The sequence below is a fragment of the Kitasatospora sp. MY 5-36 genome (assembly GCF_001182915.1).
Classification (GTDB): Bacteria; Actinomycetota; Actinomycetes; order Streptomycetales; family Streptomycetaceae; genus Kitasatospora.
This window is the reverse complement of sequence record NZ_LFVW01000001.1, coordinates 22,825-34,596: the sequence shown is the minus strand read 5'-3', so window position 1 is coordinate 34,596 and position 11,772 is coordinate 22,825. Positions and strand designations below refer to the sequence as shown.

Sequence of the window (11,772 nt, the reverse complement as noted above, 5' to 3'; positions counted from 1 at the left end):
AAGGAGCACAGCCATGCACATCCTCATGATCGAGTGCAACCCGAACGGGATCGCCGGTATCGCGAACGCCCTGGAACTGGGCCACGACGTCACCCTGGTCTCGGTCGACCCCGACTTCTACCTCAGCGTCTCGCCGCTGACCGAGGCCGCCTACGCCCACCCGAACTGCCAGGTCGTCAAGAGCGAGCAGGCCTTCTCCCTCGACGAGCTGACCGACCTGGCGCGGCGGCTGCACGAGGCCAAGCCGATCCACGGCGTCACCACGTACAGCGAGTACCACACCGTGCACACCGCCGCCGTCGCCGAGGCGCTCGGCCTGCCCGGCATGAGCGTCGACGGCGCCCGCAACGCCCGGCACAAGCACCTGACCCGCACCACCCTGGCCGGCACCGGCATCCGCCAGCCGCGCTTCGCGGTGGCCACCGACCCGGCCGAGGTGGAGGCCGCCGTCCGCGAGGTCGGCTTCCCCTGCGTGGCCAAGCCCTCCGACGGCACCGCCAGCCTCCACGTCCTGCACCTCAAGGACGAGGCGGACCTGCGCGAGTACCTCGCCGAGCTGGCCCAGGTCGCCGACTACGGGCGCGGCGTCGTGCGCATCCCGGAGATCGTCATCGAGGAGTTCGTCACCGGCGAGCTGATCTCCGTCGAGTCCTGCGTGCTCGCCGGGGGAGAGGTGGTCAACCTCGGCCTGACCGACCGCTCGCTCAGCGGGTTCCCGTACTTCATCGAGATGGGCCTCACCTACTTCAGCGGCCACCCGCTCCAGGAGGAGCTGTTCGCCGCCACCACCGCCGTGCTGAACGGGCTCGGCGTGGACTTCGGCTTCATCCACACCGAGTGGCTGCTCGGCCCGGACGGCCCGGTGCTGTGCGAGGTCAACGGCCGCCTGGCCGGCGGGATCGTGCCGACCCTGATGGAGATCACCTCCGGCGTGGACCCGTACCTGGAGGTCATCCGCCAGGCCCTCGGCGAGCGGCCCGAGCTGGCCTTCCCCCGCGAGACCACGGCCAGCGGCCACTGGTTCGGCTCCCCGGTCGCCGGGACGGTCGAGGCGATCGGCTTCGACGCCCTCACCGACCTGCCCGGCTTCCACAGCGCCCTCGGCTACAAGAAGCCCGGCACGGCCGTGAACCGGCTGTCCCGCAGCAACTTCGACTGGATCGGCCACATCATCTTCACCGGCGGCGACCGGGACGAGGCCGCCAAGCGCTGCCAGGACGGCCTGGACCGCATCGACCTGCGCCTGTCGGTCGAGGTGGCCCGGTGAGCGCGGCCACCCCCGAGCAGCGGCGGCCCGCCGTACTGTCGGGCGTGGCCGTCCCCGCCCTGGACGCCGAGGCGCTGTTCGACGTGACCGTCGAGGACGGGGTCTTCACCCGGATCGAGCCCTCGGGCACCCGTCGCGGCGAGGAGCCGGAGCTGTGGCCCGGCTACACCGAGACCCACGCCCACATCGCCCTGCCCGCCAACTTCGACGACACCGCCGAGGACCCGCGGATCATCGCCCTCCAGTACCTCTACCACGGCGTCACCCACGTGGTGGACATGTTCGGCTACCCGATGGTGGCCGACGCCTGGGAGGCCGGCCGGGCCGCTTCGGACCTGCCGTACCCCGAACTGGTCCACTGCGGCTACGCGGTGACGGCGATGACCAACGCGGCGGGCCTCTCCGGCCACGGCGTGGAGTTCCCGACCCCGGTGTACATGCTCGCGGTCGAGGCCGACCTCGACCAGGCGCTGCGCAACAACGCCGAGCGCGGCGCGACCTTCCTCAAGGTCATGTTCACCGACGGCACCGAGCAGCCGGGCTCCAAGGTGCGCTTCTCCCGGCTGTCGGAGCGGGTGCTGCGGTTCACCGCGCGGATCGCCGCCGAGCGCGGCATCACCGCGGTGATCGACTGCAACACCCTGGAGGAGACCCGCTGGGCCTACGACTGCGGCTTCCGGCTCTTCGCCCACACCGTCCGCGACCGCACCCTCGGCGACGCCGAGTGGAAGGACCTGGCCGGCGCCCGGTTCGTCTCCACCCTCTCCGGGCTGCGCCCGATGGTCATGACGGCCGACGACTTCCTCGCCGCGTACGGCCGCGAGGGCTTCGCCGAGACCCAGGACGTCCGCAACCTGGACGCCGTCCGCGGCCTGGAGCAGCCGTACGGGATCACCTACGGCCTCCAGGAGACCCGAACCGGCGCGCTGGGCGACATGCGCCGCAACGCGCTGGCCGCGCTGCGCGAGGGCAACCTGCTGGTCGGCACCGACTCGGGCAACACCGGTGCCTACCACGGCTACTCCCTGCTCGGCGAGCTCGACCTGCTGCGCGGGGACGACCCCTCGCTCGCCGACGCGCTGCGCCACCAGGCCACCGTCGGCGGCCGGCGCTACTTCGACGAGCTGCGCGGCGAGTCCGGCGCCGCCCACCCGATCAGCGTCGGGGCGCCGGCCACCTACAACCTGCACGCCCCGGGCCGGCCGCTCTCCGCGCTGCCCACCGCCACCGTCGTGCGGGGGACACCGATCGACCGCCAGGCGGTCGCCCGGGCCATCGCCGGGCTCCGCGCCGCCGCGGCGGCCGGCACGACGACGCACGACACGAAGGAGGGGGCGGCCCTGTGACCGTCGACCGCAAGCGGGCGCTGATCGGCGTCAACGCCGGCATCCTGCTCGCCAACACCGGCAGCTACATCTGGTTCCCCGTGCTGGTGGCCTCGCTCGGCGGGGTGGACAGCGGCTTCTGGGCCGGCGTCGTGATGGCCATGACGTACGTCGGGCGGCTGCTCGCCACCTTCTTCTACGAGGGCGTGGCGCTGCGCATCGGCATCCGCGGTGCGGTCTTCCTCGGTACCGCCCTGGAGGCGGTGGCGCTGGGCCTGATGGGCTTCGGCACCGGGGTGCTGGTCTACGCCGTGCTCGCCTTCTTCATCGGCTTCGGCTCCGGCACCTCCTTCCCCGGCCTGAAGAACGTCCTCGCCTCCTACCCCGACGACGAGCGCCCCAAGGCCTTCTCGACCTTCCAGATGGCCGGTCAGGTGGGCGTGTTCGGCGGCGCCATGCTGGGCGCCGTGCTCGCCGACGTCGAACTGCGCACCCTGTTCTCGGTGGTGTTCGCGATCTTCCTCGCGTTCTGCCTGGCGGCCTCGTCCTTCATCCCCCGGGACGGCTTCCAGCCCCCGGCGCCGGTGGAGCCCGGGGGCGGGGCGGCGGCCCGCAAGCCGCTGTTCTCCACCGCGGTGTTCAAGGGCATCGACATCCGGGGCGCCACCCGCTACTTCCTGCTGTCGGCGGTGTTCTGGTTCCTGTCGATCGGCTTCATCGTCGGCATCCCGCTGCACATGGAGCGGTACGTGCCGCAGTGGGCGCCGTCCTCGCCGTTCTGGATCACCGGGCTGAGCATCCTGGTGCTCCAGTACCCGGTGTTCAAGTTCCTGATCGGCCGGTTCAGCCCGGCCGTGGTGATGGCGATCGGCCTCACCGGCATGACGGTGGCGTTCACCGCCCTCGGCGCGGGGCGCGGCGCGGCCTGGGTGGTGGTCGGGGCACTGACGGTGGTGCTGGGCGAGATCCTCTTCGTGCCGTCCTTCGACATGTGGATCGCCCGCAAGGTCCCCGAGCGCCAACTCGCCAAGGCGATGGGGGCGATGCACTTCTTCCGCAGCGCCGGGAACATGGCCGGCTCGGTGCTCGCCGGTGTGCTGTTCGACCTGTCGCGCTCCGCCGGGGTGCCGGGCGCGAACTGGTACGTCGACGCGGTGGTGGCCGCCGGCTGCGCGGTGGTCTGCCTGGTGGGCCGGGCGGAGGGCACCGAGGCCGCGGCGGCCCAGGAGGCGGAGGCGGGCACCTCGGACGCCGTGGGCGCCGCGTCCGCCTGACAGAACCCGAGCGGTCGCGCGTCGCGGGGCCGCGGACGGAACGAGAGAGAAAGAGACAGGAAAGAGCAGATGGCAGACATTTGCGTCATCGGCGGGACCCGCTACTTCGGCAAGCTGCTGGTGCGCCGGCTGCTGGCGGCCGGCCACCGCGTCACCCTCGTCACCCGCGGCCGGACCCCGGACCCGTTCGGGGACTCCGTCCGGCGGCTGCGCGCGGACGTCAACCGTCCCGGCGAGCTGGCCGAGGCGGTCGCCGGGGAGCGGTTCGACGCCGTGGTGCACCAGATGTGCTACACCCCCAACGCCGCCGTGGAGGCCTGCGAGGCCTTCGGGGACCGGGCCGGGAAGCTGGTGCTGACCAGCACCATCGAGGTCTACAACCGGGACACCTTCCGCGGGCCGGTCGCCGCACCGGAGTTCGGCGCGCTCGCCCGCGAGGAGGAGCTCGACCCGGCCGGCTACCCGTACGACCTCACCCTGCCCTGGCAGGACGACGACTACCTGGAGGCCAACTACGGCGAGGGCAAGCGCCAGGCCGAGGCCGCGGTGACCGACCGCGCCCGGGTACCGGTGCTGCTGGCCCGGGTGGCCCACGTGCTGGCCGAGGAGGGCGACTTCACCGGCCGCTACCGCTTCCACGTCGACCGGATCCGGGACGGGCGGCCGATCGTGGCCCACGCCGGGCCGGGCCGGACCTCGCTGGTGCGGGCCGAGGACGCGGCCGGCTTCCTCGCCTGGGCGGCCGTGAACGAGGTGACCGGCGCGGTCAACGTGGCCTCCCCGGACACCGCCGACGTCTACGATGTCGTTGCCTCGGTGGAGGGGGCGACCGGGCTGACGGCCCAGGTCATCGAGAAGGAGGACCCGGCGGGCGACCCCGACCTGTCCCCGTTCTCCTGCCCGGCCGACTTCGCGATGTCGGCCGACCGGGCCGCCTCGCTCGGCTACCGGTTCACCCCCATCGCCGAGTGGCTGCCCGCGCTCGGCCGGGCCGCCGCCGCCGACACCGATCCCACCACCGCCAAGGAGCAGTGATGTTCGACCTCATCGTCATCGTCAGGGTCACCGAGCCGGACGGCGTCCCGGCGGTCGCCGACGCCCTGGCCCGGATGCGGCCGCTGTGCCTCGCCGAGGACGGCTGCGTCAGCTGGGAGGCGTACCACTCGCAGGACGACCCGGGCCGCTTCGTCCTGGTGGAGCGCTGGGCGACCCGGGAGGCCTGGGAGGCGCACGACGGCGGCGACGCGATCCAGAAGGTCTACATCCCGGACATCCTGCCGCGGGTCGAGCGCGAGGTGCACCCCAGCGTTCCGGTCTCCGTGAGCGCCGGCTGAGCACCGGCTGAGTGCACCGGCCGCGCCGGAGAACGGCCGTGGGCCCCGGCCCGCCCCTGGTTTCCAGGAGCGGGCCGGGGCCCACGGCCTTTACCGCGTACGGCTGTCGCGGCGCGGTCGGTGCGGCGTACGGCGGCCCGTCAGATCCGGTCGCAGGCCTGCGCCCGCAGCGCGCGGGCCAGGTCGTCCCGGCGCTCCAGCACCAGGCGGCGCAGCGCCGGCGCGGCCTGCGGGTGCCCGGCCAGCCAGCCGTCGGCCTCGGCCAGGGTCTGCTCGGAGGCCTGGGCGAGCGGGAAGAAGCCGCCGACGATCCGGATCGCGATCTCGATGGTCCGGTCGGCCCAGACCCGCTCCAGCAGCTTGAAGTACGGCGCCGCGTAGAGGGCCGTCAGGTCGCGCTGGGAGGGGATCGAGAAGCCCCCGGTGTTGGCCTCGACCAGGGCGCTCGGCAGCTCGTCCGAGTCGATGACGGCCGACCAGGCGGCGGCCTTGGCCTCCGCGGTGGGCCGGGCGGCCAGGCACTGGGTGTGGTGCCGCTTGCCGCTCGCGGTGTTGTCGGCGGCCAGCTCGGCGTCGAGCTCCTCGTCGGCGGCCTGGCCGGCCGCGGCCAGCGCCAGCCACAGCGACCAGCGCAGGTCCTGGTCGACCTCCAGGCCGTCGATCCGGGCGCTGCCGGACAGCAGGCCGCGGACCAGGCCGAGGTGCTCGGCGCCGCCCGCGGTCTGGGCGAGGAAGCGGGCCCAGGCCAGCTGGTGGTCGCTGCCGGGGACGGCCTCGCGCAGCTCGCGCAGGGCGCCGTCGGCGAGCAGCCGGCCGCCCTCGCCGCGCCAGGCCGGGTCGGCGTACAGGTCGACGGCGGTCTTGGCCTGGGCGTGCAGCGACTGGAGCACGCCGATGTTGCCCTCCTGGCCGGCGAAGCGCAGCACCAGGGCGACGTAGTCGCGGGCCGGCATCAGGCCGTCCCGGGTGAGGTTCCAGACCGCGGACCAGGTCAGCGCCCGGGCCAGCTCGTCGCGGATCTCGCCGAGGCCGGCCCGCAGGTTCTCCAGCGACTCCTCGTCGAAGCGGATCTTGCAGTAGGTCAGGTCGTCGTCGTTGAGCAGCACCAGCGCCGGGCGGGGCAGGCCGGCGGCCTCGGTGACGACGGTCCGGGCGCCGGTGACGTCCAGCTCGATCCGCCCGGTGCGCACCAGGGCGCCGTCCGCGTCCCGGTCGTACAGGCCGACCGCGATCCGGTGCGGGCGCAGCACGTCGCCGTCCTGGAGCACGGCCAGCTCGGTGATCCGGCCCTCGGCGTCGGTGGTGACCTGCGGGGTGAGCGCGTTGACCCCGGAGGTCTGCAGCCAGGCGGCGGCCCAGGCCTTGAGGTCGCGGCCGCTGGTCTCCTCCAGCACCTCCAGCAGGTCGCCCAGCTCGGTGTTGCCGAAGGCGTGGCGCTTGAAGTAGCGGCGGGCGCCCTCGAAGAACGCCTCCGAACCGACGTACGCCACCAGCTGCTTGAGGACGGAGGCGCCCTTGGCGTAGGTGATCCCGTCGAAGTTGAGCTTGGCGTCCTCCAGGTCCCGGATGTCCGCGGTGATCGGGTGGGTGGTGGGGAACTGGTCCTGCCGGTAGGCCCAGGCCTTGCGCTGGTTGGCGAAGGTGACCCAGGCCGAGGAGTAGCGGGTGCGGGCGCCGATCAGGCCGTAGGAGCCCATGAAGTCGGCGAAGGACTCCTTCAGCCACAGGTCGTCCCACCAGCGCATGGTGACCAGGTCGCCGAACCACATGTGCGCCATCTCGTGCAGGATGACGTTGGCCCGGGCCTCGTACGCGGCGTCGGTGACCTTCGAGCGGAAGACGTACTCCTCGCGGAAGGTGACGCAGCCGGGGTTCTCCATCGCGCCGATGTTGTACTCGGGGACGAAGGCCTGGTCGTACTTGCCGAAGGGGTACGGGTAGTCGAACTGCTCGTGGAAGAAGTCGAGTCCGAGCTTGGTGACGCCGAGGATCTCGTCCGCGTCGAAGTACGGGGCCAGCGACTTGCGGCACATCGCGGAGAGCGGGATCTCCAGCGCGGTGCCGTCGGCCAGTTCGCGGCGGTAGTGGTCGCGGGCGACGTGGTACGGGCCGGCGACGACGGCGGTGAGGTAGGTGGAGATCGGCCTGGTCGGCGCGAACTCCCAGGTGCGGGCGCCGTCCTGCTCGGTGACGTCCTCGTGCGGGGCGTTGGAGCGCACGTCCCAGGCGGCCGGGGCGGTCACGGTGAAGGTGAACGGGGCCTTCAGGTCGGGCTGCTCGAAGTTCGCGAACACCCGGCGGGCGTCGGCCGGCTCGTAGTGGGTGTAGAGGTAGGTCTCGCCGTCCACCGGGTCGACGAAGCGGTGCAGGCCCTCGCCGGTGCGGCTGTAGGCGCAGTCCGCCTCGACGGTCAGCACGTTCTCGGCGGCCAGGCCGTCGACGTGCACCCGGGCGCCGTCGTAGGCGGTGGCCGGGTCGAGGGCGCGGCCGTTGAGGGTGACCGAGCGGACGGCGGGGGCGAGCAGGTCGAGGAAGGTGTCCGCACCGGGCTGGGAGCAGCGGAAGGTGACGGTGGTGGTGGAGCGGAAGGTGCCGGCCTCCCGGTCCGGGGCCGAGGTCACGTCCAGCCGGACCTGGTAGCCGTCCACGGCCAGGATGCTGGCCCGCTGCTGCGCCTCGTCGCGGCTGAGGTTCTTGCCCGGCACGGCGGTACTCCTTTGTCCGGCTCGCACGGTGGTGCGCCTGTGGGTGGTGCGGTCTCGGCGCGGGGTGTGCCCCGCGCACGCGGGGTCATCCTTTCACGCCCCGCGGCGTCAGTACCATTGCACAGGCCGCCGCGTTCGCACCGGAATCAGCGGTGCGGGGCGGGTGTTGGCGTTCCCGGGGCGGAACTCCTCCGTGTCCCGGACCACCTCACGAAGGGCACCCGCAGTGACGACTGCCGCTGAGCGCAAGACCGCCGACTTCTGGTTCGACCCGGCCTGTCCGTGGGCGTGGATGACCTCCCGCTGGCTGATCGAGGTCCAGCAGGTGCGTCCGGTCGACGTGCGCTGGCACGTGATGAGCCTGTCGGTGCTCAACGAGCACCGGGACCTCCCGGAGAACTACCGGGAGCTGCTGGACAACGCCTGGGGCGCGGTGCGGGTCTGCGTCGCCGCCGCCGAGCAGCACGGGCCGGAGGTGCTCGGACGGCTCTACACGGAGCTGGGCGTGCGCTTCCACAACCAGGGCCTGCCGCAGAACCGGGAGACCGTCGAGGCCGCCCTGGTGGCCGCGGGCCTGCCCGCCGAGCTGGCCGGCGCGGCCGACACGGACGCGTACGACGAGGCCCTGCGCGCCTCGCACCAGGAGGGCATCACCCTGGTCGGCGAGGACGTCGGCACCCCGGTGATCGCGGTCGAGGGCGCGGACGGCGAGCGGGTGGCCTTCTTCGGCCCGGTGGTCACCCCCGCCCCGAAGGGCGAGGCCGCGGCCCGGCTGTGGGACGGCACCCTGCTGGTGGCCTCCACCCCGGGCTTCTACGAGATCAAGCGCACCCGTACGGCCGGCCCGTCCTTCGAGTAACGGCGCCGGACACGCGGCAGGGCCCGGTACCGCTCGGTACCGGGCCCTGCCGCGTGCGCGGGGAGGTCAGCGGAGCGCGGCGGCGTCCCGGCGCTGCTTGAGCAGCCCGGCGACGGTGAGCGCCGCGACCAGCACGCCGGCCGCGTACAGCTGCTGGCGGTTGCCGTCGGTGGTGGTCATCAGGGCGAGGATGCCGGCCACGGCGGCCATCGCGATCCAGGTCAGGTACGGGTAGCCCCACATCTTCACGGTGAGCAGCTCGGGGGCCTCGCGCTCCAGCCGGCGGCGCATCCGCAGCTGGACCACGCAGATGAACAGCCAGACCACCAGGATCGCCACGCCGGTGGTGTTCATCAGCCAGGTGAACACGGTGTCCGGCCAGAACTTGGCGGCCAGCACGGCGCCGAAGCCGAACAGACAGGAGGCCAGGACGGCTCTGCGCGGCACCCCGCCGCCGACCTTGGCCAGCGCCTTGGGGCCCTGGCCGCGGCCGACCAGCGAGTACGCCATCCGGGAGGCGCCGTAGATGTTGGCGTTCATCGCGGACAGCAGCGCGACCAGCACCACCACCTGCATGATCAGTCCGGCGGCGGGCACCCCGAGGTGGCTCAGCACGGTGACGTACGGGCCGTCCGCGACGACCTTCGGGTCCTTCCAGGAGACCAGGGTGACCACCAGGGCCATCGAGCCGATGTAGAAGATCGCGATCCGCCACACCGCGGTGCGCACGGCGTTGGCGACGTTCTTCTTGGGGTCGTCGGACTCGGCGGCGGCGATGGTCACGGTCTCCAGACCGCCGTACGCGAAGACCGAGGCGAGCAGGCCGACGATCAGCCCGCTGACGCCGTTGGGCAGGAAGCCGCCCTCGCCGGTGAGGTTGTGCGCGCCGGGGGCGCCGGGGCCGATCACCCCGGCGATGCCGAGCCCGCCGAGGACCAGGAAGGCGATGATCGCGGTGATCTTGATGGCGGCGAACCAGAACTCGAACTCGCCGAAGTTCTTCACCGCGGTGAGGTTGCTGGCGCAGAAGAAGGCCATGAACAGGGCGACCCAGACCCAGGCGGAGACGCCGGGTATCCAGCCGTTGACGATCTTCCCGGCGGCGGTGGCCTCGGCGGCGACGCCGCAGCAGAGCATCACCCAGTACATCCAGCCGGCCGTGATCCCGGCCCAGGGGCCGATCTCCTTCTCGGCGTGCACCGAGAACGAGCCGGAGGCGGGGCGGGCGGCGGACATCTCACCGAGCATCCGCATGATCAGCATGACCAGGAGGCCGGAGAGCACGAACGCCAGGATGATCGCCGGGCCGGCGGCCGCGATGCCGGTGCCGGAGCCGACGAAGAGGCCGGCGCCGATCACGCCGCCGAGGGCGATCATGGACAGGTGGCGCTGCTTCAGGCCGTGGGTGAGCTGCTGGCCACCCGGCGCCGGGGCCGCGGCCGGTCGGGTGCCGTCGGGGGTCCCGGGCGCCGGAGGGGCGGAAGTGGGGGCCATAGGGGTGGTTCCAGACTGTGCGGTATGCGACATGAGCTGTCCAATATCCGGCGCCGCCGCTGTCCATGCCAAAGATGATCGGTTCGGGCCCAGTATGCGGACCATGCCGAAACCCAAAGTGATCATGTTGTGACCAGGGGTTGTCCCGAGCCGGTTCCGACAACGCCCGAGGGCGGGGGTTTGTCCGAAACCGTGCCGTTCGCCCAGTGGATCACCGCGTAGGTTCACAGGTGTTCACTCACCTGGACTCTCACGGAGGAGCCCCGATGGCCACTGCCACCACCCCGATACCGCGCCGCGCCGTCCTCGCCGACCTGCTGCCCGCCGCCTCCACCCGCCTCGGCGCCCAGGCCCGCGACCTGGCCCTGGTGGCCGGCGGCGCCGCGCTGACCGGCGTGGCCGCCCAGCTGTCGGTCAACGTCCCCGGCTCGCCGGTCCCGGTCACCGGCCAGACCTTCGCCGCCCTGCTGGTCGGCACCGCGCTCGGCACCCGCCGCGGCGCCGCCTCGCTGGTGCTGTACCTGCTGGCCGGCATGGCGGGCCTGCCCTGGTTCACCGGCGGCGCCACCGGCTGGGCGTTCCCGACCTTCGGCTACGTGCTCGGCTTCGTCGTCGCCGCCGCCCTGACCGGTGCGCTGGCCCGCCGCGGCGCCGACCGCACCCCGGTCGACACCGCCGTCACCATGGTCCTCGGCAGCCTCGCCATCTACGCGGTCGGCGTCCCGTACCTCGCCCTGTCGCTGCACGTCCCGCTCGCCCGCGCCGCCGAGCTCGGCCTCTACCCGTACCTGGTCGGCGACGCCCTCAAGGCCGCCCTCGCCGCCGGCGCCCTGCCGCTGGCCTGGAAGCTGCTCGGCCGGCGCTGACCACCCCCGCCGCGCCGACCGCTCCCCGCCGGCGCCCCCGTTGTCGGGCCCGGGCGCACGCGCATGCCACACTCATGGCATGCGCGTGTACCTGGGCTCAGACCATGCCGGATACGAACTGAAGAACCACCTCGTGGAGTGGCTCAAGGGGGCCGGCCACGAGCCGGTCGACTGCGGGCCGCACATCTACGACGCCGAGGACGACTACCCGCCGTTCTGCCTGCGCGCCGCCGAGCGCACCGCCGCCGACGAGGACGCCCTGGGCATCGTCATCGGCGGCTCGGGCAACGGCGAGGCGATCGCCGCCAACAAGGTCAAGGGCGTCCGGGCCGCGCTGGCCTGGAGCGCGCAGACCGCCGAGCTCGGCCGTCAGCACAACAACGCCAACGTGATCTCCATCGGCGGCCGCATGCACACGGTCGAGGAGGCCACCGGCTTCGTCGAGGTCTTCCTCAAGACCCCCTACAGCGGCGAGGCCCGGCACACCCGCCGGATCGAGATGCTGAGCGAGTACGAGACCACCGGCGAGCTCCCGCCGATCCCGGCCCACCACCCGCAGGGCTGATCCCGCCACCCACCCTCTCCGGCGGCCGGCCGCACGCTCCCGTGCGACCGGCCGCCGCCGTCTCCGGGCCCCCGGAAGCGCGT

At 72.8% G+C, this 11,772-nt stretch carries 10 protein-coding genes; 8 read left to right on the top strand and 2 right to left on the bottom strand.

All coding sequences use genetic code 11. The features are described 5' to 3' along the window. Positions 1 to 13: 13 nt before the first annotated feature. The 5 genes from AE652_RS00155 (at position 14) to AE652_RS00135 (ending at position 5,200) form a co-directional block, all read left to right on the top strand. Positions 14 to 1,267, top strand: coding sequence for an ATP-grasp domain-containing protein (locus AE652_RS00155; RefSeq protein ID WP_049648966.1), 1,254 nt, complete (start codon positions 14 to 16; stop codon positions 1,265 to 1,267). Then, positions 1,264 to 2,613, top strand: a complete 1,350-nt coding sequence (locus AE652_RS00150; protein WP_107086316.1) for a hydrolase — start codon at positions 1,264 to 1,266, stop codon at positions 2,611 to 2,613. Before AE652_RS00155 ends, AE652_RS00150 begins: the two co-directional genes overlap by 4 nt. Next, complete coding sequence (locus AE652_RS00145) at positions 2,610 to 3,866, top strand: MFS transporter (RefSeq protein ID WP_049648965.1); 1,257 nt, start codon at positions 2,610 to 2,612, stop codon at positions 3,864 to 3,866. Before AE652_RS00150 ends, AE652_RS00145 begins: the two co-directional genes overlap by 4 nt. A gap of 69 nt (positions 3,867 to 3,935) precedes the next feature. Continuing rightward, the gene (locus AE652_RS00140; RefSeq protein WP_049648964.1) at positions 3,936 to 4,901 is read left to right on the top strand and encodes an NAD-dependent epimerase/dehydratase family protein; all 966 of its coding nucleotides are present in this window, start codon (positions 3,936 to 3,938) and stop codon (positions 4,899 to 4,901) included. Further along, entirely contained in the window at positions 4,901 to 5,200 is a 300-nt protein-coding gene (locus tag AE652_RS00135) for a putative quinol monooxygenase (RefSeq protein WP_049648963.1), read from the top strand. The genes AE652_RS00140 and AE652_RS00135 overlap by 1 nt, the downstream gene beginning before the upstream one ends. Before the next feature lie 140 nt (positions 5,201 to 5,340). Here AE652_RS00135 and pepN read toward each other — a convergent pair whose 3' ends face one another. Next, entirely contained in the window at positions 5,341 to 7,905 is a 2,565-nt protein-coding gene (gene pepN, locus AE652_RS00130) for an aminopeptidase N (protein ID WP_049648962.1), read from the bottom strand. A 226-nt stretch (positions 7,906 to 8,131) separates the two neighbouring features. On the opposite strand from pepN, the gene AE652_RS00125 reads away from it, so the two are divergent. Next, on the top strand, positions 8,132 to 8,764 hold the full coding sequence (locus tag AE652_RS00125) for a DsbA family protein (protein ID WP_049648961.1): 633 nt from the start codon (positions 8,132 to 8,134) through the stop codon (positions 8,762 to 8,764). Positions 8,765 to 8,830: 66 nt separating this feature from the next. Here AE652_RS00125 and AE652_RS00120 read toward each other — a convergent pair whose 3' ends face one another. Further along, positions 8,831 to 10,258 carry an amino acid permease gene (locus tag AE652_RS00120; protein WP_049648960.1) on the bottom strand — a complete coding sequence of 476 codons (1,428 nt, stop codon included), beginning with the start codon at positions 10,256 to 10,258 and terminating at the stop codon, positions 8,831 to 8,833. Positions 10,259 to 10,524: 266 nt separating this feature from the next. Between AE652_RS00120 and AE652_RS00115 the strand changes: the two genes are divergently transcribed. Together AE652_RS00115 and AE652_RS00110 are read left to right on the top strand one after the other, a co-directional pair. Continuing rightward, positions 10,525 to 11,124: a biotin transporter BioY gene (locus tag AE652_RS00115; protein WP_049648959.1), complete on the top strand. Its 600-nt coding sequence runs from the start codon at positions 10,525 to 10,527 to the stop codon at positions 11,122 to 11,124. A 79-nt stretch (positions 11,125 to 11,203) separates the two neighbouring features. Next, positions 11,204 to 11,689, top strand: a complete 486-nt coding sequence (locus tag AE652_RS00110) for a ribose-5-phosphate isomerase (RefSeq protein WP_049648958.1) — start codon at positions 11,204 to 11,206, stop codon at positions 11,687 to 11,689. Positions 11,690 to 11,772 lie beyond the last annotated feature (83 nt).